The sequence below is a fragment of the Streptomyces sp. NPDC018026 genome (genome assembly GCF_044327745.1).
Taxonomy (GTDB): domain Bacteria; phylum Actinomycetota; class Actinomycetes; order Streptomycetales; family Streptomycetaceae; genus Streptomyces; species Streptomyces rubrogriseus.
This window is the reverse complement of sequence record NZ_JBIRFY010000003.1, coordinates 209,147-231,736: the sequence shown is the minus strand read 5'-3', so window position 1 is coordinate 231,736 and position 22,590 is coordinate 209,147. Positions and strand designations below refer to the sequence as shown.

Sequence of the window (22,590 nt, the reverse complement as noted above, 5' to 3'; positions counted from 1 at the left end):
CGGTGTCCGCGGTCCGTCCCTCTCCGGCCCTCCGTGTCCGCGGTTTCGCGGTCCCCCGCGTGCCGGTGGGCTCAGACGTCGCCGGGTCCGGTCCCGGGCTCCGGCACGTCCAGGCCCGTCGCCGTGGTCAGCCGACGGTAGGCGGCCCGCGCGTGGACCAGACGGGCCAGCGCCGTGCCGACGAGGGCCGCGCCGAGCAGACAGGCCAGCCAGAGCGCGTCCCGCCGGCCGGCCCAGGTGAGCGTGCCGGCCGGTGGTATGGCGAAGCCGTTGAGGGACAGCCAGCACAGCACGGCCGTCCCCGGTGCGGCCGTGAACCGGGCGCAGAGGCCGAGCACGGCCGCCAGCAGGGAGAGCGCGACCAGGGCGAGTCCCGGACGCCCCGCGCCCACGATGCCGTTGAGCAGCCCGACCAGGAGAAGGGCGCCGCCGAACGCACCGGCCCACACCAGCGGAGCCGCGACCGGCCTGGGAACGGGTCTGGCACCGCTGCCCAGGGGCACCCACTCGATCATGCTGACGGCTCCTTCCGGTCCCGGACGCGTCCGACCACGGCGTCGGACAACGACCCTGTGGGCAGATTGTCCCACCGGGAGCCGGACCGCCGTGCCGCCCGGGGCGACGACCGGCCACGCCGACGGGCCACGCCGACGGGCCTCGTTGCGCGGCCGTTCGCGCGGCCGTTCGCGTGCCCGGCTAGTGCTCCGCCTCGGTGTGCTCCGAGGCGGACGACGACCCGAACGAGGGCGAGGCCTGGGCCGGCACCGGCACCGGGCCCCGCTCCGGGCGGCCGTCGCTTTCGGTCCCCGCACCGGTCCCGCCGCCCGCCGCCGCGACCGGTGTCCTGGTCCCCGGCAGGAGTCCGCCGACGGCTCGCAGCGCGGCGGCGAGGACGTGGGCGCGTCCGGCGACGATGGGGCCGAGCACGGCGAGGACGAGCACGTATCCCGCGATGAAGGGAGCGAGCCGGGCGTCGAGTCCGGCACCCGCGGCCATGGCGGCCAGGATCAGCGCGAACTCCCCGCGGGCGACGAGGGTGGTGGCGATCTCCGCGGCCGGTTCGGAACCGTAGTGGTAGACCCGGGCGACGCACAGCCCGGCGACGATGTTCATGACGACGGTCAGGGCCGCCGCCGCGGCCACCGGACCGGCGACGGAGGCGAGGTCGCCGGGGTCGATGGCGAGCCCGAAGGCGAAGAAGAAGATGGCCGCGAAGGCGTCGCGCAGCGGGTGCACCAGTTCGCGGATCCGCGGCCCCGAGGGGGTGCCGGCGAGGATCAGACCGACCATGAAGGCGCCGATGGCGTCGGCGACGCCCAGGATTTCGGAGATACCGGCGACGAGCACCGCGGCACCGAGGAAGCTGATGACGAGCAGTTCGTTGTCCCGCGTGTGGATCAGTCGCCCCACGAGCCGGGTGCCGTAGCGGGCCGCGGCGGCCAGTACCAGCAGGAAGCCGAAGGCCTTGCCCGCCTGGAGGGCCGTGTCGGCGACGCCGTGCGCGCCGGAGATCACCGGCTGCAGGGCGGCCAGGTACAGCGCGAGGAAGATGTCCTCGACGACGATGACACCGAGGATCAGGCGGGTCTCCGGGCGGCCGATCCGGCCCAGGTCGATGAGGATCTTGGTGACGATCGCGGAGGAGGAGATGCCGAGCACCCCCGCCAGCACCAACGCCTCCCGCACGCCCCAGCCGAGGACGAATCCGAAGCCGAGTCCGGCACCCACGTTCAGGAGCAGGTAGATGCCCCCGGCGGTGAGCAGCCGTTTGCCGCCGCTCTTGAGGTCGTCGAGGTGGAACTCCAGCCCGAGGTAGAAGAGGAGCAGTACCAGTCCGAGTGCGGAGAGCATCTCGAAGTCGTGCGCGTCCTCCACCAGGACGAAGCCCGGGGTATGAGGGCCGAGCAGGATGCCGGCGAGCATGAACAGAGGGATCGTCGGAAGTCCGATCCTCCCGCCGAGGCGGGCGAGGAACGCGGCGGCGACGAAGGCGCCGCCCATGGCGAGCAGGGTGTCAGCGTGTCCCACGGGTCACCGCCCTCGACCGCGCGGAGGTTCGGGAGGGCTTCACTTGACGGGGATTGATGCGGGTTCTCCTTCTTCGGGGATGCGCCGTCGGACAGGCGGACAAGCGAGCAGGCGGGCAGGCGGGCAGGCGGGCAGGCGGGCAGGCGGGCAGCAGACGGTCGAGTGCGTCGGCCCGGGGCGCCGGTGCCCCGGACACCGCCCCGGCACCAGGGGGCGCACGGCGCACCCGGAACGGACGGCCAACCGGCGACGCCCGTGAACGGGCGGGACGGACCTGCCCGCGCCCAGCCCCGGCCCCGGCCTCGGAAAGCCCCCGGGCGCAGCGTCGGTACACGGTCACACGCCGGGCCCGGGCACGGCCATCGGGGACGACACCCAAATGGTCCGGCGGCCGACACCCATCGCCCCGGCGGGGGAGCCGCTCGGCGGCCGGAGCAGGATGCGCCGCGGCCGATTCGGGGATCCCGGCCGCGGCGCGTCCCGCGGCCCCGGGCACGGGAGGACGACGCGCGCCGGGGCATGACCGGCGAATTCCCCGGCTCTCCGCCACGACACTGCACCAACCGAGTGATGGTCAGGGACCGCGCCCGAGAACGCCGTCCGCCCCGCCGCGGGATGCGACGGGGCGGACGGCTTGCGGACGGTCCGTCAGCACGGTGTGGTTGCCATCAACTTCTCGAACGAAGCCATGCAGTCCGGGCAGTGACGCGCCCGTTCACCGTCGGATGCCTCGATACGTTCGCGGAGCTGCTGTCCGCAGAGTGTGGCCGCGGCCTGTTTGGACAGTACGTGCCACACCAACGCTCCGCCCGCCTTCTCCGGGCCCACGCACATTTCGTACATGATCGGCCTCCCAGCCTGGACGCCGCTGACACTCTCCAGGAGACACCGGTTCGGCCGTGACCAGTACCGCTCGGGGGCCATTCGGGTGACGGCCGCTTCGGCCGCCCGGGTCGGACGCGCACCCGCAGGACTGCAAACGATCAGCCAACCGGCCCTGCACGAGTGGTGGCATGACGCGACGTCGACGGGTGACCTGACGCCCGGTCAGAGCGCGTGCGCGCCGGTGACGAGGATGCCGCTGCGGAGGCGGGCGCGGATGCGGCGCGGCGGGATCCCACCCGCCGGGACGGACACCCGGGGCCGGTCCCGGGGTTTTCCTCAGCCGGCCGCGTTGTCGGTGCGCAGCCTCACCTGTTCCTCCAGCCGCCGCAGGCTGCCGTCGAGGGCCTCGGCCACCGTCCGCTGCCCCGGGTCGTGGCTGTCGTCGAAGAACGACAGGTGCACCGTGACCTCGCTGGCCCCGCTGTCGAGTCCGGCGACCTGGAGCCAGCCGGCGTAGCTGCCCTGCTCACGGGTGCCCCACTCCAGCCGCATCTGCTCGGGCCGGGCGCTCAGCAGCGCCGAGGTGTCGTGGTCGGTGCGGTCCTCGTGCACGGTGACGGCGGGTGGTTCCTCCGGCTCCACGTGCAGGTCCCGGGGCAGCCAGGTCTCCAGCTGTCCGACGTTCGCGGCCTGGTCGAAGACCTGCTCCGGCTGGGCGGGCATGGTGCGGGAACGCTCGTACTCGGTCATGCGGCACCACTCCTCGGCGCTCGGGATCGTACGAGGGGACGCGTGCCCCTTCTGCCGGGGCCGAAGCGCTCGCGCGGGGCGCTTCGGTCCGACGGGCGGCGCGGGCCGGGCGGTGCCAGACTGCTGGGCACTCGTCCCCGCCGCGGCGGACTCTCGGCGGCGGGGTGGGCGTACCGAGTCCTTGCGCCGTCTGATGCACTCGATCCTGGCGATGCAGGAGGGGCGGCTGCGGGACGACGCGAGGCTGCTGATGTCCGAGTGGCGGCCGCCTTCGTGAGGCGGCACCGGTGTCCGCCTCACACGGCGTGCCCGCGGGCGCGCAGCCAGGCGTGCACGGTGTCCTTGTCCGCCGGGGTGATCCGCACGGGGCCCGCCACATAGGGGCCCTCGTCCTCGGTGAAGCCGGTGTCCGTGACCCTGGCGGTGACCCAGGTGGCCAGGTCCTGGGCGGACCGGTCGGACAGCGCGTCCCGTTCCCATCCGTCCCGGGCCTCCCCGGCGGCCTCGTGATCGTGCCGCTCGGTCTCGGCCAGCCAGGCCGCCACCAGCCGTTCCACGGTCCGGCGGCCGGCGGAGTCGGTCCGCTGTCGCATCCGCTCGTCGCTCATGCCGGCCGAGTGCCCGCGATACCTGCGCGCCTCACACCGGCACGTGCCGCGGTGTCGGCGGTACGGCGCCGGGTACCCGCCCGGCGAGAAGGGGAGGGCCGGTCCGGTCCGTTCCGCCGACGGCGACAGCCCGGGAAGGGGACAGCGATGAGGCAGCCCGCCGACGATCACGCGAGCGGCCGACGGGCCGGCGTCTCCGAGCTGCGCCCGGCCGACGGGGACCGTGGCCCCGTCCCCCGCCGCGAGGCACCTCGCGAGGATCTCCCGCTCGACCGCAACCAGGCGATCCTCCAGGCCGCCAAGCAGGTGGGCTCGACCCTGAAGAAGGCGGAGCACCCGTTCGCGCTGGCCGGCAGCGTCGCCGTGTACGCGCACGGCGGCACCCAGAACCTCCAGCACGACGTCGACTTCTGCATCCGGCCGCAGGACGCGGACGCCGTCGCCGCGACGCTGCGGGAGGCGGGGCTGACGGTGTACACGCCGCCCGAGGACTGGCTGCTCAAGGCGGACTGCCTCGGGCAGCAGGTCGACCTGATCTTCGAGCTGGCGCACGAGCCGGTCACGACGGCTCTGCTGGACCGGGCCCGGGACCTGTCGGTCGACTCGGTCCTGATGCCGGTCCTGTCGCCGACCGACCTGCTGCGCGGTCTGCTGGCCGCCTTCTCGGAGCACCACTGCGACTTCGGTGCGGTACTGCCGATCGCCCGCACCCTGCGCGAGAAGATCGACTGGGCGGCGCTGCGCCGCGACTGCGGTGACGATCCGATGCCCGCCGCGTTCTTCTTCATCCTGGAACGGCTGGAGATCATCCCTCCGGCCGGTCCCCCGGCCACGGCCTCGAAGGAGGGTCCGCGATGAGCGACTCCGGCGGCCAGAACGTCGAATACCGTGTGGCGCACCTGCAGGACCGGCTCGCCGCGGAGGAACTGGGTGAACTCGGTGTCCGTGCCGAGGTGCGGGCCGGGGCGGTCGCGCTCACCGGGACGGTGCCCTCGGCGCAGTGCCGCGAGACCGTGCTGCGCCTGGCCCGTCAGGAGCTGGCCGGGCTGACCGTGCACGCCGACGTCGTGGTGGCCGAGGCCACCCGCCCCGACCACGCGGAGGAGCTGTGACCATCCGGGTCGCCGCCGTCGGGGACATCCACATGGGACCCGACAGCGAAGGGCTGCTGCGGCCGGCGTTCGAGACCCTGCCCGACTGCGCCGACCTGCTGCTGCTCGCCGGGGACCTTACCCGGCACGGCACCTCTCAGGAGGCACGGGTGGTCGCCCGGGAGGTGCGCGGTCTGCCGGTGCCGGTGGTCGCGGTCCTCGGCAACCACGACCACCACGACGAACGTCCCGAGGAGGTCACCGCGATCCTCCGGGACGCCGGGGTGACCGTGCTGGAGGGCGGGGCGACCGTCGTGGAGTGCGCCGGGGGCCGGGTGGGGATCGCCGGGACCAAGGGGTTCGGCGGCGGGTTCGTGGGGCGCAGCGCCGGTGAGTTCGGTGAGCCGGTGATGAAGGAGTTCGTGCGGACCACCCGCCGTTCGGCGGACAGCCTGCACGCCGCGCTGAAGCGGCTGGACGAGGAGGACTGCGCGGCGCGGGTGGCGCTGACCCACTTCTCCCCCGTCGCCGACACGCTCGCCGGGGAGCCGCCGGAGATCCATCCGTTCCTCGGCAGCTACCTCCTGGCGGAGGCGATCGACACGGCCGGCGCCGACCTGGCCGTCCACGGACACGCCCACCTGGGCACGGAGCACGGGATGACGGCGGGCGGAGTCCGGGTGCGCAATGTGGCGCAGCCCGTCATCCGCCGGGCCTTCAACGTCTATCGGCTGGAGGCTGCCTGACTGCCTGACCGGCCGTCAGCTCGGTTCGGCGTCCCGCGTCGTGCGTCCCAGGCAGGTGACGTCCGCGGGGTCGAGCCCGGACGCCGTGATCTCGTGGAAGCCCAGGCGGTCGTAGAAGGCCCTGGCCGGGGTGTTGGCCGTCGCCATGACCAGGTGGACGGCGGGGACGCCGCGTTCGCGCAGGGCCCGCCACAACGTCCGCATCAGGGTCCGGCCGTGGCCCTGGCCCTGCCAGTCGGGCAGCAGGTCGATGTGCAGATGGGCGGGGTAGGCCGCCAGCTCCGGGACGACCATGCGCTCCGGGTCGTGCAGCAGCCCGGCCATGACCTCGTCCGGGGTCCGGGTGCCGGGCGGGCCCTGCGGGGCCGGATACCGGTCGGCGACCCTCGGCAGCCACTTCGCCCGGAAGTCGGCGGCGAAGCGCGCGGTGTCCGCCGTGCCGAGGACGTAGCCGACCGCGCGGCCCCGCCCGTCGTCCAGCACGAAGGCCAGGCCCGGGTCCAGGTGGACGTAGGGCGCGGCGAAGATGGCCGGCAGGACGGCGGGGTCCGCGTACACGGGCCGGCTGTCCCGGCCGTTGTGCGCGGTCCGGATGCAGATGTCGTCGAGGGCCGGGGCGTCGGCGGGGCGGTAGGGGCGTACCGAGGCAGTCGCTGTCACCTCGGCATCCTGCCCGCTTGGGAGCGCTCCCACAAGTGGCTCGCTTCGATCGGTGGCGCCCGGGTACCCGGCGGCCGGCAGTGTGACGGGCGTGGGCGGGAGGCAGGCGATGGAGGACGCGACGGACCGGATCGCGCGGCCGTGGGGCGCACGGGTGCCCTACGGTCGGCACGAGACCTGGCCGGCCCGGGTGGACACGTTCCTCGCCGAAGGGGTGGAGCCCGGGGCGGTGCAGCGGTGGGTGCAGTCCGCGTCGATCCTGCACTCGGACGGCGACGCCATGGACATCGCGGTGGCCGACGGCCGCATGGTGGGCGTGCGCGGCCGGGACGTGGACCGGGTCAACCGGGGGCGGCTCGGTCCGAAGGACCTGTTCGGCTGGCAGGCCAACGCCTCCCGTGACCGGCTGACCCGGCCGCTGGTGCGGCGCGGCGGGGAGCTGGTGGAGACGGACTGGGACACGGCGATGGACCTGGTGGCCGCCCGCTCGCGCGAACTGCTGGACTCGCGCGGGCCGGGCTCGATCGGCTTCTACACGAGCGGTCAGCTGTTCCTGGAGGAGTACTACACGCTCGCGGTCCTGGCCCGGGCCGGCATCGGCACCAACCACCTCGACGGCAACACCCGGCTGTGCACCGCCACCGCCGCGGAGGCGCTGAAGGAGACCTTCGGCTGTGACGGGCAGCCCGGCAGCTACGACGACTTCGACCACGCCGACGTGGTCGCGCTGTTCGGCCACAACATCGCCGAGACCCAGCCCGTGCAGTGGATGCGGCTCCTCGACCGCCTGGAGGGTGCCGACCCGCCGCGTCTGCTGTGCGTGGACCCGCGCCCCACCCGCGTCGCCGATCACGCCGCCGTACACCTCGCGCCCCGCAGCGGCACCAACGTCGCCCTGCTCAACGCGCTGCTGCACGAGACGATCCGGCACGAGCGGATCGACCGGGACTTCATCGACGCGCACACCGTCGGCTTCGGGGAACTGGCCGCCCGGGTCGCCGACTGCACGCCCAAGTGGGCGGCGGAGATCTGCGACGTGCCCGCCGCCCGGATCGAGGAGGCGGCCGAACTCGTCGGCACCGCCGAAGCGTTGGTCTCCACGGTCCTCCAGGGTGTCTACCAGTCCCACCAGGCGACCGCCGCCGCCGTCCAGGTCAACAACCTGCACCTGATCCGCGGGATGCTGGGCCGGCCCGGTGCCGGGCTCCTCCAGATGAACGGCCAGCCCACCGCCCAGAACACCCGCGAGTGCGGGGCCAACGGCGACCTGCCGGGCTTCCGCAACTGGCAGAACGACGCCCACGTGGCCGACCTGGCCCGAGTGTGGAACGTCGAGCCGGAGGCCATCCCGCACTTCGCGCCGCCGACCCACGCGATGCAGATCTTCCGGTACGCCGAGCAGGGCTCGCTGCGGATGCTGTGGATCAGCGGAACCAATCCCGCCGTCTCGATGCCCGAACTGCCGCGCATGCGCTCGATCCTGTCGCAGGAGCGGCTGTTCACGGTCGTACAGGACCTGTACCTGACGGAGACCGCACAGCTGGCCGACGTGGTGCTGCCCGCCGCGACCTGGGGCGAGAAGACCGGCGCGCTCACCAACGCGGACCGCACGGTGCACCTGTCCTGCAAGGCGGTGGAGCCGCCCGGTGAGGCCAGGCCCGATCTGGACATCTTCCTGGACTACGCGCGGCGCATGGACTTCCGGGACAAGGACGGCGGACCGCTGATCACCTGGGACGGCCCCGAGCCGGCGTTCGAGGCGTGGAAGCGGTGCAGCGCGGGCCGCCCCTGCGACTACAGCGGGCTGTCCTACGCCAAGCTCCGCGACACCAGCGGCATCCAGTGGCCCTGCGACGACCGGGCCCCCGAGGGGACGGCACGGCTCTACACGGACGGCATCAGCTGGGCCGGTGCCGACCGGTGCGAGAGCTACGGCAAGGACCTGGAGACGGGGGCCGCGCAGGAGGTCGTGGAGTACCGCTCCCTCAACCCCGACGGCAGGGCGATGCTCAAGGCCGCCGCCTACCTGCCGCCGCACGAGGAGCCGGACGAGGAGTACCCGTTCCAGCTGACGACGGGACGGACGCTCTACCACTTCCACACCCGGACGAAGACGGGACGCGCGCCCCAGCTCAACGATGCCGCCCCCGACGTGTGGGTGGAGGTCTCCGCCGGGGACGCGGAGCGGCTCGGCCTCGGCGAGGGCGACCTGGTCGAGGTCACCGGCAGGCACGGCTCCCTGCGCGGGCGGCTGCGGGTGACCGGCATCCGGACCGGGCTGCTGTTCGTGCCGTTCCACTACGGCTACTGGGACACCGCGGGCGGGTCGGGGCCGGGCCCGGACACCCCCGGGCGGGCCGCGAACGAGACCACGGTCACCGACTGGGACCCAGCCTCCAAGCAGCCGCTGTTCAAGACGGCCACGGCCGCGCTCACCCTCGTGGAGCGCGGGGACGGCCGGGCCTCCCCGGCGCCGACCACCACCGCGTCCGCACCGGTCGCCGCGGGAGCCGCCCCGCCCACCTCGGGCGGACCGGCGGCGCGCACGACGGAGCAGGAAGCGACCGGGTTCCCGCACGGCCACGAGGAAGGCGCCCAGTGAACGGCATCGACCTGACCCTGCGCACGCTGCACCGCGGCGAACGGCATCTGGCCCACGACCTGGTGACCGTCGCCGAGCGGCACCGCACCGAGCACGAGGTCCACCATGTCGCCACCGACCTCGCCGGCTGGTCCCGCGAGCACATGCGGCGGCTCGCCCAGACCGCGGCGGAGCGCGGCGTGAAGCTGGGCGAGCCGCCGGACCACCCCGCGGACGGCGTCTTCTCGACCCTGCGGAAGAAGGCGTCCGAGGCGGTCGCGCACCGGCCGGAGCCGGGTCTGCTCCTCCTGCGCGACCTGCGGGAACTGCATGTCCGCGCGGCGGAGAACTCGCTGCACTGGGAGATGCTGGCCCAGGCCGCCCAGGCGTCGAAGGACAACGGCCTGCTGGCGGTCGCCTCCTCGTGCCACCCGCAGACACTGCGCCAGATGCGCTGGACCAACACCATGGTCAAAAATCTGGCGCCGCAGCTCCTCACCAGCCTCTGAGCTGCGTCTTGCCCGCCCGGCGCGGTGCCCGGCACCGCCGGTGCGCCACCGGGTGCCGAATGGCGGTGGCAGGCCGTGGCACCTGATGATCCCAGTGGGGCACCACCCCGCTGGTGTTCCCGTCGGTACCCCCTCCAAGAGAGCGAGACAGCGTCATGAGTCTTCTGCGTCTGGCCGGCCGGCCGATGCTCGCCTCGATGTTCGTCGCGGGCGGCCTGCAGTCTCTGCGCAGGCCCCAGGACGTGGCGCCGGCGGCCGAGCCGGTCGTGCGGCCGGTGGCCGACCGCGTGCCGGTGCTGCCGGACAGCACCGAGCAACTCGTACGGATCAACGCCGCCGTGCACGTGGTGGGCGGGATCATGCTCGGGCTCGGCCGCTGCCCGCGGCTGGCCGCGCTGGCCCTCGCCGTGACGCTGGTCCCCACCACGCTGGCGGCGCACCGGTACTGGGAGGCGGAGGACCCGTCCGACCGCGCCCAGCAGCGCATCCACTTCCTCAAGAACCTGTCCATGATGGGCGGGCTGCTGATCGCGGCCGACGACACGGGCGGCGCCCCCTCGCTGCTGTGGCGCGGCCGGCACGCCGCCCATGACCTGCGACACGACGCCCACCTGGTGCACCGCTCGGTCCGGGCCGCGGCCGGCCCCGCGGCAAGGGCGGGCGGTGTCCGGGCCAGGCTCGGGGTCTGACGGCCTACCTGCGGCGACGCGGCATCCAAGGCGTCGTCCCGGAGAAGGCCGACCAGGCCGGCCAGGCCGCCAACCGCAAGAGGAGGGGGTTCTCTCGGCGGCCGCCCAATCGGTCACGATTCAGACCTGGCCCAGCACGAAACCCCGCTGTCGCCTGATCACGCGGCAGTCCCATGGTTCGTGGTGGTTACCGGGGCCTTCTTCATCGCTTCCCTGGAGTCGGGCGGTATCGAGTCCAGGGAGGACCGCCAGTGGCGCAGGCACACGCTCTGCTTCGAGAACCGCACGCCGATGAGTTGTTCACTCGCCCCGCAGCCTGGCCAGGGCCTGCTGCAGTTGCTCGACGGAGACGGCGCCGCCGGCGTCGTCGAGGAGGGTCTTCTTCGCCAGGTTCACGGCGATGGCGCCGTCCCCGAGATCCATGAGGTGGGCGAGTGCGCGCACGTTCTTGGTCGCCGAGGCCTTTTCGTTGTACCGGAAGACCAGCACCCACCGGCCCAGTGCCGGCGAGCAGATCAGTGAGCCTGGGGCCGCCGCCCGAGTGCGGCGTCGGGCGAGGAAGTCCCCGCGGGTGCGGGGAGCAGGTCTCCCGTCTGTCGCCTCGGTAGCCCGCGGCGCACCGCGGGGAACCTGGTCCGGCTCCCGCCCGGGGCGTGGCCTCGGCCACGCCATGTCATACGGACCGTGCCCGCCCGGGGGATGCGATCCTGGAGCGCGTTCGCCGGTCAGCCAAATCCCGCCGGCCCACCGGTGTGGAGGAGCAGTCCTGAGTACCACCGTCCTCTCCGAGGCCGTGCCCGTCGTCCTGCTGCTGGGCGTCCTGGCCTTCGCCGTGCTGCGCCCCCGCGGACTGCCGGAGGCGGTGGCCGCCGTGCCGGCCGCCGTGCTGGTCGTGGCGCTCGGCACGGTCTCCCCGCACCGGGCGTGGGAGCAGACCCGTACGCTGCTGCCGGTCGTCGCCTTCCTCGCACTCGTGCTGATGCTGGCGTACCTGTGCGCCAAGGAGGGCCTGTTCGAGGCCGTCGGCGCGGCCGTGGCCCGCAGGTGCGGCGGCAGTCCGCGGCGGCTGCTGACCGGGGTGTTCGCCGTGGCCTGCGCGGTGACGGCCGTGCTCAGTCTGGACGCCACCGCGGTCCTGCTGACCCCGGTGGTGCTCGCCACGGCGTCCCGGGCCGGTGCGCGGGCCCGTCCGCACGTCTACGCGACGGCGCACCTGGCGAACTCCGCCTCGCTGCTCCTGCCGGTCTCCAACCTGACCAACCTGCTGGCGTTCACGGCCAGTGGGCTGACCTTCACCAGGTTCGCCGCGCTGATGGTGCTGCCCTGGCTGGCCGCGATCGCCGTCGAGTACGCGGTGTTCCGCCGCTTCTTCCGCGCGGACCTGGCCGAGCCGGTGTACGCGGCCCCCGCGCGCGTCGGTCCCGCGCGCGTCGCTTCCGGACCCGCCCGCCCGGGGGCCGCGAAGACGCCGGGCGGCGCCCCCGGTGACGGGCCGGGCACGGCGACGGCGCCGCCCGCGCCCGCCGTACCGCGTTTCACCGTGGTCGTCGTGGCGCTGACCCTGGCCGGGTTCGCGGTGGCCTCGCCGGCCGGGGTGGAGCCCGCCTGGGCGGCGCTCGGCGGTGTGCTGGTGCTCGGGGTGCGGGCGCTGGCCCGGCGCCATGTCACGCCCCGGGAGATGGTGGGCGCCGCCGCGCCGCTGTTCTGCCTGTTCGTCCTGGCCCTCGGCATCGTGGTGCAGGGGGTGGTGGCGGGCGGGCCGGCGACCGGGCTCGGGCGGCTGCTGCCGGACGGGGACTCGCTGCCGGCGCTGCTCGGGGTGGCGGCGGTCGCCGCGGTGCTGGCCAACGTCGTCAACAACCTGCCCGCCGTACTCGCCCTGCTGCCGCTGGCCGCGCCCGCCGGTCCGGCCCAGGTCCTCGCCGTGCTGATCGGGGTGAACCTGGGCCCCAATCTGACCTACGTCGGTTCGCTGGCGACCCTGCTGTGGCGGCGCATCCTGCACCGGCACGGCATCGAGGTGGAGCTGGGCCGGTTCACCGTGCTGGGGCTGCTCACCGTCCCGGCCACGGTCGCCGCGTCGACGGTGGCCCTGTGGGGGGCGGTGCGCCTCATCGGCGCCTGACGCCCGGGGCGCCGCCGCGTGCCGGGCGTCCGCTCACTGGGTCGCCACGACGAGGCAGCGCCTCAGTTCCGTCAGGGCCGCGGGATCGCCCTCGACGGTCACACCGCGGTCCCCGTCCGCTCCCGTCCGGTTCCACAGCGACCGCAGCACGCTCTCGGGGGAGCCGCTCAGCGTCACGTCGGCCGGGCCGTCGCCCGCGCCGTCCGTGACGGTGAACTCGCCCGGTCCGGTCCGCACCCGCCATGCGGCGTCGTCACCGGCCCGCACCAGGAACGTGCGCCCCGGCGAGCCGTCCAGGATCTCGGTGAAGTAGTCGCCCCACTCCGCCACCGAGTACGCGGCGAAGACCTTCAGCAGTTCGTCGACCCCGTCCACGGCGAGGTCGTCCGGTACGGCGGTGACGGGCGCCCCGGTGGCGAGTTCGGCGTCGATGCGGTGGACGACGGCCTCCTGCGCCATCCGCCGGATCCAGAAGCCGACGCTCTGGTCGGGCCCGTACCAGGTGCCGGCCGGGTCCTCGGGGGCGCGGGCGGTGAACTCGGCGCGCAGCGCGGTGTAGCCCCGGTCGAGCAGCGCCGTCGGTGCCTCGTCGGCGAACTCCTTGGGCGGCCAGGGCTCGGGCTCGGCCCCGTCGCGCATGGCGGCGGCCTTGTGCAGGTAGACCTCGCCGACGTGTCGGGTCAGATCGGCGACGGTCCAGCCGGGACAGGTGGGCACCGGGGCGTCGGGGTCGGTCTCGACGACGCGCCGCAGCCGGTCGTGGTCGGTCGCGAGGCAGTCGAGGAAGCGGGTGATCTCCATGCCGCCGACCCAAACACACGCTCAGGCCCGGGGCACGCCGTTTTCCACGTCCCCGGCGTCCCCACGTGCCCGCGCCCGGCCCGCGCTCACCACGCCGGGCTGGGGACCGCGGGGCGCCGGACCGCTTCGGCGGCGTCCCGCAGGTGCAGCGCGACGGAGATCAGGGCGCGCAGCGCGGAGGGCCGCAGGCTCTGGGCGCTCTCGGCGGCCAGTACCAGCAGGCAGCCCGCGGCCTGCTCGACGACCGGGACGGAGAAGGCGAAGTCGTCGCCGTCCGCGCCGCGGAAGGCGCGCCACGGTGTGGCGGCACCGTCGATGGCCTTGTGCACCGCCTGCTCGAGGTGTTGCGCGGCCTGCCGGCACACGGGGGCGGGCAGAACGATGGTGCGATGAAACGCTGAACTGGTCATAGTCCCACTGCTCCCCCGCGCCGGGGCTCTTCGATCGGCACACCGGGCGCTTTTCACCGGGTCGGCGGCAGCCGCGTCCCGGGCAGTACCGAGCAGTACCCGGGCAGCGCCCGAGCAATAATGTCCCAACGGGTCACATGTCCCAATGGGACATTTTCAGGTGTACGCTCGAAAGCATGACGGCAACGAAGCCCTCCCCCGCCACCGAGGACCGGCGGCAGCGCAAGGCGCGGCAGACCCGCGACGCGCTGGCCACCGCCGCCCGCGACCTGATCCTGGAGCGCGGGTCGGCGGCGACCACGGTGGAGGCGATCGCCGAGCGCGCGGACGTCACGCGCCGCACGTTCAGCCGGCACTTCGCCGGCAAGGAGGACGCGGCGCTCGACTTCGTCCGCCGGGACGGCGACCGGATCAACGCGCTGCTGCGGTCCCGCCCCGCCGGGGAGCCGCCCCTGCTGGCCTATCGCAGGGCCGTACGGGAGTGGCTGACCGACCGGCAGGAACCGGCCTGGCACGTGCGTCCCCGGATGCGCCGCCTGCTGGCCCTGGCCGACACCGAGCCCGAGTTGTTCGCCGCCTACCAGCGCATCCGGGTCGACGCCCAGGAGGAGTCGATCCGCATCGTCGCCGCCCGGCTCGGCAGCGACGACGTCCGGGACGTGCGCCCGGCCGCCGTCGTCGACGCCGCCGCCGGGGTCCTGATCGCCGCCCTGCGCCTGTGGGCGCGCGGCGACGAGGGGGACTCGGCAGCCGCAGACCTCGCCGCCCTCGTGGAGCAGGCCTACGACGCCCTGACCTCGGAGGCCGCGGCCGCGACCCCCGAAAGCACCACCGAAGAGTGAGAACAGCATCATGAGCACCACCGGCACCACCGGCAGCACCACAGGCACCACCCCCGCCACCGCACCCACCGCACCCACCCCCGGCCACGCGACCGAGTTCGGCGGCCGGACCGCCCTCGTCACCGGCGCCGCCTCCGGCATCGGCCTGTCCACCGCCCGCCGGCTCGGCGCCGGCGGCGCCCGGGTCGTCGTCGCCGACTACAACTCCGAGGGCGCCGAGAAGGCCGCCGCCGAGCTGAGGGCCGAGGGCGTCGAGGCCGCCGCGGTCGAGCTGGACGTCACCCGTCCGGAGTCCGTCGAGGCGGCCGTCGGCTTCGCCGTCGACACCTTCGGCTCGCTGGACCTCGCCGTCAACAACGCCGGCATCGGCGGCCCCAGCGCCCCGACCGGTGAGTACGACGTGGCGGCCTACCAGCGCGTCGTGCGCACCAACCTCGACGGCGTCTTCTACTCGATGCGCTACGAACTGCCCGCCATCGAGGCGGCCGGCAAGGGCGGCTCCATCGTGAACGTCGCCTCCATCCTCGGCTCGGTGGGTTTCGCCGGTTCCCCCGCCTACGTGGCCGCCAAGCACGGCGTGGTCGGGCTGACGAAGGCGGCCGCCGCCGAGTACGCCGCCCGGGGCGTCCGGATCAACGCGGTCGGTCCGGGCTTCATCGACACCCCGCTGCTGAAGACCATGGACGAGGCCGCCTACGACGGCCTGGTCGCCCTGCACCCGGCCGGCCGCCTCGGGCGCGCCGAGGAGGTCGCGGAGCTGATCGCCTTCCTGCTGTCCGACCGCGCGTCCTTCGTCGCGGGCAGCTATCACCTGGTCGACGGCGCCTACACCGCCGTCTGACCGGCGCCCACCGCCCGAGGGGGGAGAACAAAGGAGTTCGATCATGAAGGCACTGCAGTACCGCACCATCGGGGCCCCGCCCGAGGTCGTCACCGTCCCGGACCCGGAACCGGGCCCCGGCCAGGTGCTGCTGAAGGTGACCGCGGCCGGCGTCTGCCACTCCGACATCGCGGTGATGGGCTGGCCCGCCGAGGGCTTCCCGTACGAGCTGCCGCTCACCCTCGGCCACGAGGGCGTCGGCACCGTGGCCGCGCTCGGCGCCGGGGTGACGGGGCTCGCCGAGGGCGACGCGGTCGCCGTGTACGGGCCCTGGGGCTGCGGCACCTGCGCCAAGTGCGCGGAGGGCAAGGAGAACTACTGCCTGCGCGCCGACGAGCTGGGCATCCGTCCGCCGGGGCTCGGCCGTCCGGGTTCGATGGCGGAGTACCTGCTGATCGACGACCCCCGGCACCTGGTCCCGCTGGCCGGGCTCGACCCGGTGGCGGCGGTGCCGCTGACCGACGCCGGGCTGACGCCGTACCACGCGATCAAGCGGTCGCTGCCCAAGCTGGTCCCCGGCTCGACCGCGGTGGTCATCGGCACGGGCGGTCTCGGCCACGTCGCCATCCAGCTGCTGCGCGCCCTGACGTCCGCCCGGGTGGTCGCCCTGGACGTCAGCGAGGAGAAGCTTCGTCTCGCCCGTGCGGTGGGCGCACACGAAGCGGTGCTCTCGGACGCGAAGGCCGCGGACGCGGTGCGCGAGATCACCGGCGGTCTCGGCGCCGAGGCCGTGTTCGACTTCGTCGGCGCGGCGCCCACCGTGCAGACCGCCGGTGCCGTCGCGGCCGTCGAGGGCGATGTCACCCTGGTCGGCATCGGCGGCGGATCGCTGCCCGTCGGCTTCGGCATGCTGCCGTTCGAGGTGTCGGTCAGCGCCCCCTACTGGGGCAGCCGCGGCGAGCTGATCGAGGTGCTGGACCTGGCCCGCTCCGGTGCCGTGTCGGTGCACACCGAGACGTACTCCCTGGACGACGCCCCGCTCGCCTACGAGCGGCTGCACGAGGGCAGGGTCAACGGCCGCGCGGTGATCCTGCCCCACGGCTGACCGGGCCGGACCCCGCGGCCCCGGCATGGACCGCCGGGGCGGCCGAGGGGGGCGCGACCGGTCCCCCGTTCCGGTCGTGCCCCCGTACCGTCGAACCTACGTGGACGGGTCCGCCGTTGTGAATCGTGCCGGTGCCCGCTGCCGGGCCCGGAGCACTCACTCGTGCACAGGTGAGTCCGGATGACCCGGTTTCGTCCCGTGCAGGAGCGGCTGGCCGAGGTCACCGGCCGCCAGGTGGGCCAGCACGACCTCGTACAGGTCGCTGCCCGCCGCGAGCAGCTGGCGTTCGAGGACGGGCTCGGCGCTGCGGACGTGCTCGCGGACGGTCTGCGCGTGCATGCCGAGCTGCTGGGCGGCACGCTCGGCGTTGCCGCCCGCGCCGATCCAGGTGCGCAGGGTGCGCCGCAGGTCCCGGCCGTCGGGGTCGAGGCGGCCGAGCAGGTCGGCGGCCCAGGTGCGCAGCGCGGGCCCGGACAGCAGGTCGGTGAGCCGGGCGGCGCCTGCCCGGGCGCCGGCGCCCGGCGGGGGTTCGGCGAGGCCCACCTGGGCGTTCAGGGCCAGGTGGACGGCGGCCCGGACGGTCAGGTCGGCGAAGTCCGTGCGCAGCAGCGACTCGACCCGGTCCATGCGGGCGCGGACCGTGTTGCGGCTGACGCCGAGGACCTTCGCCGTGTTGACGGCGGTGAACTCCAGGCCGAGCCGCGTGGTGGCGATCAGTTCGGCGCGGGTGTGGTGGGCCAGGCTGTCCAGCGGGCTCAGCACGTCCGCCGTCCAGTCGTGCAGCGCCGCCGGGTCCATCAGCCGCTCGGGGCGGGTCCGCTCGGCGTACAGGGCCGCCTTCTCCGGGCGGAACCGGGCCACGGCCAGGGCGCTGACGGCCTGGCCGTAGGCGGCCGCGGTGCGGGCGAGGCCCTGCCGGGCGCTGCCGCCGACGAACACGCCGTGGCGGCGGCCGACGAGCGTGCGCAGTTCCTGCCCGGCCGTGTCGCGGGGGGCGAGCACGATGACGTGTCCGTCGACCGCCGGGCACCGCACGACCAGCGCCCGCTCCCCCGTCGCCGACAGGCACTCCTCGGCGAGGCGGTCCCGCTCGGCGGGGCTGCTCTCCACGACGTACACGCAGGCCGTGTCGGTGTCGAGGAGGCCGGGCCAGAGTCCGGCGGCCACCCGGCGGGCGGAGACGGTGTCCTCCACCATCAGCAGTTGCAGGATGGCCAGGCGCAGGTCGGAGGTGGCCCGCCGCAGCCGGTGTCCGGCCGCGGTCGACTCGTGGCCGGCCAGCAGCAGCTCCAGCACCTGGGCGGCGTGCGTGACGATGTCGGAGACGTGCCGGTCGAAGGGCTCCTCGCGGGCGACCGCGAGGACGGCGGCCGGTGCCGGACGGGACCGCTCCACACGCACCAGCCGCAGATGGCGGCCCCGGTCCTCCAGTGCGGCGGACGCGATCCGGCCGGAGGTGACGTCGGCGACCAGAACGTCGTCCAGCGGGACCCGGGTGCCGGCCAGCAGCCGGCCGGTGTCGTCCTGCAGCGCGACGGTCGCCCGGGCGATGCCCGCGAGCCACGCCACGACCCGGTTCAGGTCGCGGCCGGCCGGCCGCAGGTGCTCGAGCAGTTCCTGCGCCCATTGCGCGTACTCACCGGCCCCGGACATCCGCTGCCGTCCGCCGTCCTCTCGGCCCGCCACGTCGGCCTTCTCCTCGTCTCGCCTCGTCCCCGGCCCAGGTCGGGGACGTTACCTCATGCCTTGGCGTACGGGCCCCCTCCGGCGTCGGCGGCGGGGCCGTGCCGGGCCTGTCGGGCGGGGCGGGCGAGCGGGCATAAGCTCGGTGAATGGCGAAGTACTTCGACGTGCACCCCGACAACCCCCAGCCGCGCAGCATCGCCCAGGTCGCCGACAGCGTCCGCTCCGGCGCGCTGATCGCGTATCCGACGGACTCCTGCTACGCGCTGGGCTGCCGACTGGGCAGCCGCGACGGGATCGACCGCATCCGGTCGATCCGGCACCTGGACAACCGGCACCACTTCACCCTCGTCTGCCAGGACTTCGCGCAGCTCGGGCAGTTCGTGCAGATCGACAACGACGTGTTCCGGGCGATCAAGGCCTCGACGCCGGGCAGCTACACCTTCATCCTGCCCGCGACGAGGGAGGTGCCGCGCGCGCTCCAGCACCCGAAGAAGAAGACCGTGGGCGTGCGCATCCCCGACCACGTGGTCACCCAGGCCCTGCTGGCCGAGCTCGGTGAACCGCTGCTGTCCAGCACGCTGCTGCTGCCCGACGAGGAGGAGCCGATGACGCAGGGCTGGGAGATCAAGGACCGGCTCGACCACGTGCTGGACGCGGTCGTCGACTCCGGGGACTGCGGCACCGAGCCCACCACGGTCGTCGACTTCTCCGGCGGCGAGGCGGAGATCGTGCGGTACGGCGCGGGCGACACGACCCGGTTCGAGTAGCGAAGCGTCCGCCGCCCGACCGCACGGACAGTCCCGACCGCACGGACAGCCCCGACCGCACGAACAGAGAGAGGCAGGCCGCACCATGACCGCCACCGCGGGAACCGCCGTCGACATCCCCACCGGCGACGGCACCGCCGACGCCTACCTGACCCGTCCGGCCGACGGGGGACCGCATCCCGCGGTCCTGCTGTACATGGACGCCTTCGGGCTGCGTCCGAGCCTGCGGTCGATGGCCGACCGGCTGGCCGGTGCCGGGTACACCGTCCTGGTGCCGAACGTCTTCCACCGCAGTGGCCGCACCCCCGTCGTGGAACTGCCCGAATTCATCGACCCGCGGGCGCGGCCGGAGATCTTCGAACGGCTCCGTCCGATCATGCGGTCGCTGACCCCGGACCTGGCGATGCGGGACGCCGGCGCCTACCTGCGCCTGCTGGCCGGCCGTCCGGAGGCGGCCGACGGTCCGGTCGCGGTCGTCGGCTACTGCATGGGCGCCGGGCTCGCCCTGCGCACGGCGGGGACGTATCCGGACCGGGTCGCCGCGGTCGCCGGGTTCCACGGCGGCAACCTGGCGACGGACGGGCCGCACAGCCCGCACCTGGTGGCCGGGGACATCACCGCCGAGGCGTACTTCGCCCACGCGGACCAGGATCCGGGTATGGACGCCGAGCAGCAGGAGCGCCTGGCGGCGGCCCTGACGGCGGCCGGTGTCCGGCACCGCTGCGAGGTCTACGCCGGCGCCCACCACGGCTACACGCAGGCCGACACCGCGGCCTACGACCCGGAGGCGACCGAGCGGCACTGGGCGGCCCTGCTCGACCTCCTGAAGCGGACGTTCTGACTCGGACGCCCCGAAACGGCCCGTCCTGGGCGGGAGTTGGCGCACCTCCCGCCGTCCGGCCCCGGGCGCGGGCGTTGTTACCGTGCCCGGGTGTCCAACTCCTCACGCGATTCAGCCGAAGGCGCCGGCTGGGGCTCCGCCGAGCCCGGCGCCTACCGAGCCCTCATGCCGGGGCGCACCGAGAAGCTGTCCTGGCTGAGCCCTAGAACGCTGTGGGCCGCCCGCAACGGCGTGCTGGCCTCCTGGTTCGGGGACCCCACGGGCCGGACCCGCTCCCGCTGGGTGGCGCAGCGGGCGGGGGCCGGCGCACCGGCCGACAAGGTGATCCGCCGGGACGACCCCGACCGGTTCTCCTTCCTGGTCATCGGTGACACGGGCGAGGGCGACGATCCCCAGTACGCCGTCGTGCCCGGCCTGTTGGAGGCCGGCCGGGACACCCGGTTCGCGGTCCTCGCGAGCGACGTGATCTACCCGGTGGGCAGTGCCGACGACTACGGCACGAAGTTCTTCCGCCCCTACCGCGACTACCGGGCGCCCATATACGCGATACCGGGCAACCACGACTGGTACGAGGACCTGGGCGGCTTCATGCGGGTCTTCTGCGACGACGCCCCGCCGCTGGCGCCGGAAGCCGCGCCGCGCCGGTTCACCCGCGCGTGGCTGCGGTCCCTGCTGTGGCACCGGCCGCGTCCGGACGACGGTGCCCGCCTGGCCGAGGCGCGCGAGCTGCGCCCGGATCCCTCCCAGCAGGCCGCCCAGCCGGGGCCGTACTGGGCCGTCGACGCCGGTCCGGTCCGGATCGTCGGCATCGACACCGGACTGCTGGGCACCCTCGACGCCGAGCAGGGCGCCTGGCTGCGCGAGGTGTCGGCGGGCGACCGGCCGAAGATCCTCGTCACCGGTTCGCCCCTGTACGTGGACGGCGAGCACCACCCGTGCGAGATCGAGGGCGGCGGTACGGTCGACGACATCGTGCGCGACCCGACCCACCACTACGTCGCGGCGATCGGCGGCGACATCCACAACTACCAGCGCTACCCGGTCGACGTGGACGGCCGCACGGTGCAGTACGTCGTGGCGGGCGGCGGGGGTGCGTTCATGCACGCCACCCACACCATCCCGCGCGTCTCGGTGGCCGGGGTCACCGAGGACGACTTCCGCTCCTATCCGCTGCGCGGCGACTCGCTGGCCTTCTACAGCGCGCTGTACGGCCGCCGGCTGCGGCTGCGGCGCCTGTTCACCCTCACGGAGGCCGAGGCGACGGCCGTGATCGCCGAACGCCTCGGCATCCGCACCGGCCGCGCCCCGGGTGAGGGCGCCCGGGTCACCCGGCGCACCCGGATCGTGGCCGGACTGCTCGGCACCGCGCGGCGGCCCGAGCGCCGCAAGCGGTTCCGGCTGCCCGTGCGCAAGATCTACACGTCGGTGTTCTCGCCGGGGTCGGCGACGTACAGCCCGCCCTTCTTCAAGTGCTTCCTGCGCCTGGACGTGACGCCGGAGGCGGTCAGGCTGCGCTGCTACGCGGCCACGGGCAACCGGGCGCAGGAGGTGGATCCGCCGGTCGAGGACGAGGTGACGATCCCGCTCGGGTGACCGGCGCGCGGCCCGCCTCGCCGGGGGGCCGCAGCCGTCTCACCAGCGGCCCGCCTCGCTGCCGACGACCGGCTCCGACGGGGTGCCGTCGACGCCCACCGGTACGTCGCCGGTGAGCATCACCCGGTGCATGGTCCGGGGGTGGTCGAGGTGGGCGTGGTCGCCGGGGGCGAGGTGGACGGTGGCCCGGTTGTCCCAGAAGGCGACGCTGCCGGGTTCCCAGCGCAGGCGGACCGTGTACTCGGGGCGGGTGGCCTGCTCCAGGAGGAGGTCCAGGATCGCCGCGCTCTCGGGGCGGGAGAGCCCGGCGATCTGCTCGACGTAGTAGCCGTTGACGAACAGCACCCGCTCCCCCGTCTCCGGGTGGACCCGGACCAGCGGGTGCACCGTCGCGGTCTGGTGGTCCAGGAGGTGCCGGACGTAGGCGTCGTCGCCGGGCCGTGGCTGGTAGCCGACGCCGAGGCGGTGTTCGGCGCGCAGGGTGTCGACGAAGGCGCGCAGCGGGGCGGACAGTCCGGCGTAGGCGGCGGCGAGGTTCGCCCAGGTGGTGTCGCCGCCGTAGGGGGGCACCGTCTCGGCGCGCAGGATGGTCGCGGCCGGCGGGTCGACGCGGGCCCCGTGGTCGCAGTGCCAGCCGCGCAGCAGTGTGTGGCGCCGGCGCCGCAGCCACTCGTCGTGCTCCATCCCGAAGCGCCCGCCCAGCTCCAGCCGGTCGGCGGTCGTCTCGATCTCCGGGAAGCCGGCCGGCGACGCCTTGCCGCGCCGGGGCAGGACGACCGGCTCGCCGAAGAGACGGGCGAACGCGACGTGCCCGGCGTGGTCGAGGTGCTGGTCGCGGAAGAACACCACCTTCCAGCGCAGTACCGCCGACCGCACCGCCGCGACCTGTGCGGGGTCGAGACCCGCCGCGAGGTCGACGCCGCGGATCTCGGCGCCGATGTGTCCGGCGACCGGTTCCACCTCGATTCCCGTCGTCCCGTCCGTTGCCGTGTCCCTCGCGCTGTCCCTCGCGCTGCCCTTCGCACTGTCCTTCGCGCTGTCCGTCGTCATGCGGAGATCGTGGCAGACCCTCCGCCGCGCCGTCCGGTTGATCACCGGACGTTGCCTGGGCGA

General features: G+C 74.2%; 23 protein-coding genes. 13 read left to right on the top strand and 10 right to left on the bottom strand.

Translation table 11 applies throughout. The features are described 5' to 3' along the window. Positions 1-71: 71 nt before the first annotated feature. From ACH4D3_RS11180 to ACH4D3_RS11165, 4 genes are all read right to left on the bottom strand, one after another. Positions 72-515 carry a hypothetical protein gene (locus ACH4D3_RS11180; RefSeq protein WP_398319577.1) on the bottom strand — a complete coding sequence of 148 codons (444 nt, stop codon included), beginning with the start codon at positions 513-515 and terminating at the stop codon, positions 72-74. A 181-nt stretch (positions 516-696) separates the two neighbouring features. Then, positions 697-2,028 carry a cation:proton antiporter gene (locus tag ACH4D3_RS11175; protein ID WP_398319574.1) on the bottom strand — a complete coding sequence of 444 codons (1,332 nt, stop codon included), beginning with the start codon at positions 2,026-2,028 and terminating at the stop codon, positions 697-699. Positions 2,029-3,189: 1,161 nt separating this feature from the next. Then, the gene (locus ACH4D3_RS11170) at positions 3,190-3,603 is read right to left on the bottom strand and encodes an SRPBCC family protein (protein WP_398319571.1); all 414 of its coding nucleotides are present in this window, start codon (positions 3,601-3,603) and stop codon (positions 3,190-3,192) included. A gap of 296 nt (positions 3,604-3,899) precedes the next feature. Next, entirely contained in the window at positions 3,900-4,211 is a 312-nt protein-coding gene (locus tag ACH4D3_RS11165) for a hypothetical protein (protein ID WP_398319568.1), read from the bottom strand. Between the two features lie 147 nt (positions 4,212-4,358). On the opposite strand from ACH4D3_RS11165, the gene ACH4D3_RS11160 reads away from it, so the two are divergent. The 3 genes from ACH4D3_RS11160 to ACH4D3_RS11150 are packed head-to-tail and all read left to right on the top strand — an operon-like array spanning position 4,359 to position 6,048. Continuing rightward, the gene (locus ACH4D3_RS11160; RefSeq protein ID WP_398319565.1) at positions 4,359-5,069 is read left to right on the top strand and encodes a nucleotidyltransferase family protein; all 711 of its coding nucleotides are present in this window, start codon (positions 4,359-4,361) and stop codon (positions 5,067-5,069) included. Then, the gene (locus tag ACH4D3_RS11155; protein ID WP_398319562.1) at positions 5,066-5,323 is read left to right on the top strand and encodes a BON domain-containing protein; all 258 of its coding nucleotides are present in this window, start codon (positions 5,066-5,068) and stop codon (positions 5,321-5,323) included. The genes ACH4D3_RS11160 and ACH4D3_RS11155 overlap by 4 nt, the downstream gene beginning before the upstream one ends. Then, positions 5,320-6,048: a metallophosphoesterase gene (locus ACH4D3_RS11150; protein ID WP_398319559.1), complete on the top strand. Its 729-nt coding sequence runs from the start codon at positions 5,320-5,322 to the stop codon at positions 6,046-6,048. The genes ACH4D3_RS11155 and ACH4D3_RS11150 overlap by 4 nt, the downstream gene beginning before the upstream one ends. 15 nt (positions 6,049-6,063) lie before the next feature. Here ACH4D3_RS11150 and ACH4D3_RS11145 read toward each other — a convergent pair whose 3' ends face one another. Next, positions 6,064-6,708 carry a GNAT family N-acetyltransferase gene (locus tag ACH4D3_RS11145; protein ID WP_398319556.1) on the bottom strand — a complete coding sequence of 215 codons (645 nt, stop codon included), beginning with the start codon at positions 6,706-6,708 and terminating at the stop codon, positions 6,064-6,066. A gap of 109 nt (positions 6,709-6,817) precedes the next feature. Between ACH4D3_RS11145 and ACH4D3_RS11140 the strand changes: the two genes are divergently transcribed. From ACH4D3_RS11140 to ACH4D3_RS11130, 3 genes are all read left to right on the top strand, one after another. Continuing rightward, positions 6,818-9,310: a molybdopterin oxidoreductase family protein gene (locus ACH4D3_RS11140; protein ID WP_398319553.1), complete on the top strand. Its 2,493-nt coding sequence runs from the start codon at positions 6,818-6,820 to the stop codon at positions 9,308-9,310. Further along, complete coding sequence (locus ACH4D3_RS11135; protein ID WP_398319550.1) at positions 9,307-9,798, top strand: hypothetical protein; 492 nt, start codon at positions 9,307-9,309, stop codon at positions 9,796-9,798. The genes ACH4D3_RS11140 and ACH4D3_RS11135 overlap by 4 nt, the downstream gene beginning before the upstream one ends. Positions 9,799-9,953: 155 nt before the next feature. Continuing rightward, positions 9,954-10,487 (top strand): DoxX family protein, encoded by a 534-nt coding sequence (locus tag ACH4D3_RS11130; RefSeq protein WP_398319547.1) that lies wholly within the window; start codon positions 9,954-9,956, stop codon positions 10,485-10,487. A gap of 300 nt (positions 10,488-10,787) precedes the next feature. Here ACH4D3_RS11130 and ACH4D3_RS11125 read toward each other — a convergent pair whose 3' ends face one another. Then, positions 10,788-10,976: a hypothetical protein gene (locus ACH4D3_RS11125; RefSeq protein ID WP_398319544.1), complete on the bottom strand. Its 189-nt coding sequence runs from the start codon at positions 10,974-10,976 to the stop codon at positions 10,788-10,790. A gap of 304 nt (positions 10,977-11,280) precedes the next feature. Between ACH4D3_RS11125 and ACH4D3_RS11120 the strand changes: the two genes are divergently transcribed. Beyond that, complete coding sequence (locus ACH4D3_RS11120; protein WP_398319541.1) at positions 11,281-12,612, top strand: SLC13 family permease; 1,332 nt, start codon at positions 11,281-11,283, stop codon at positions 12,610-12,612. 33 nt (positions 12,613-12,645) lie between these two features. On the opposite strand, the gene ACH4D3_RS11115 is transcribed toward ACH4D3_RS11120, so the two are convergent. Further along, positions 12,646-13,413 carry a maleylpyruvate isomerase family mycothiol-dependent enzyme gene (locus tag ACH4D3_RS11115; protein WP_398319538.1) on the bottom strand — a complete coding sequence of 256 codons (768 nt, stop codon included), beginning with the start codon at positions 13,411-13,413 and terminating at the stop codon, positions 12,646-12,648. Between the two features lie 86 nt (positions 13,414-13,499). Beyond that, complete coding sequence (locus ACH4D3_RS11110; RefSeq protein ID WP_003971778.1) at positions 13,500-13,823, bottom strand: hypothetical protein; 324 nt, start codon at positions 13,821-13,823, stop codon at positions 13,500-13,502. 176 nt (positions 13,824-13,999) lie between these two features. Here ACH4D3_RS11110 and ACH4D3_RS11105 point away from each other — a divergent pair, with 176 nt between their 5' ends. Genes ACH4D3_RS11105 through ACH4D3_RS11095 form a run of 3 tightly spaced genes read left to right on the top strand, consistent with a single transcriptional unit; the run spans position 14,000 to position 16,590 of the window. Beyond that, entirely contained in the window at positions 14,000-14,665 is a 666-nt protein-coding gene (locus tag ACH4D3_RS11105) for a TetR/AcrR family transcriptional regulator (protein ID WP_398319535.1), read from the top strand. A gap of 10 nt (positions 14,666-14,675) precedes the next feature. After that, entirely contained in the window at positions 14,676-15,506 is an 831-nt protein-coding gene (locus tag ACH4D3_RS11100; RefSeq protein ID WP_398319532.1) for an SDR family NAD(P)-dependent oxidoreductase, read from the top strand. Positions 15,507-15,549: 43 nt separating this feature from the next. Then, on the top strand, positions 15,550-16,590 hold the full coding sequence (locus tag ACH4D3_RS11095) for an NAD(P)-dependent alcohol dehydrogenase (protein ID WP_398319529.1): 1,041 nt from the start codon (positions 15,550-15,552) through the stop codon (positions 16,588-16,590). Between the two features lie 156 nt (positions 16,591-16,746). Here the strand turns inward: ACH4D3_RS11095 and ACH4D3_RS11090 are convergent, their stop codons facing one another. Further along, the gene (locus ACH4D3_RS11090; RefSeq protein WP_398319526.1) at positions 16,747-18,276 is read right to left on the bottom strand and encodes a helix-turn-helix domain-containing protein; all 1,530 of its coding nucleotides are present in this window, start codon (positions 18,274-18,276) and stop codon (positions 16,747-16,749) included. A 146-nt stretch (positions 18,277-18,422) separates the two neighbouring features. Here ACH4D3_RS11090 and ACH4D3_RS11085 point away from each other — a divergent pair, with 146 nt between their 5' ends. From ACH4D3_RS11085 to ACH4D3_RS11075, 3 genes are all read left to right on the top strand, one after another. Further along, on the top strand, positions 18,423-19,043 hold the full coding sequence (locus tag ACH4D3_RS11085; RefSeq protein WP_398319523.1) for an L-threonylcarbamoyladenylate synthase: 621 nt from the start codon (positions 18,423-18,425) through the stop codon (positions 19,041-19,043). An 85-nt stretch (positions 19,044-19,128) separates the two neighbouring features. Then, positions 19,129-19,884 (top strand): dienelactone hydrolase family protein, encoded by a 756-nt coding sequence (locus ACH4D3_RS11080; RefSeq protein ID WP_398319520.1) that lies wholly within the window; start codon positions 19,129-19,131, stop codon positions 19,882-19,884. Between the two features lie 90 nt (positions 19,885-19,974). Continuing rightward, on the top strand, positions 19,975-21,477 hold the full coding sequence (locus ACH4D3_RS11075; RefSeq protein ID WP_398319517.1) for a metallophosphoesterase family protein: 1,503 nt from the start codon (positions 19,975-19,977) through the stop codon (positions 21,475-21,477). A gap of 39 nt (positions 21,478-21,516) precedes the next feature. On the opposite strand, the gene ACH4D3_RS11070 is transcribed toward ACH4D3_RS11075, so the two are convergent. Continuing rightward, a complete protein-coding gene (locus ACH4D3_RS11070; RefSeq protein WP_398319514.1) occupies positions 21,517-22,527 on the bottom strand; it encodes a TauD/TfdA dioxygenase family protein in 1,011 nt (336 codons plus the stop codon). Positions 22,528-22,590: the final 63 nt, after the last annotated feature.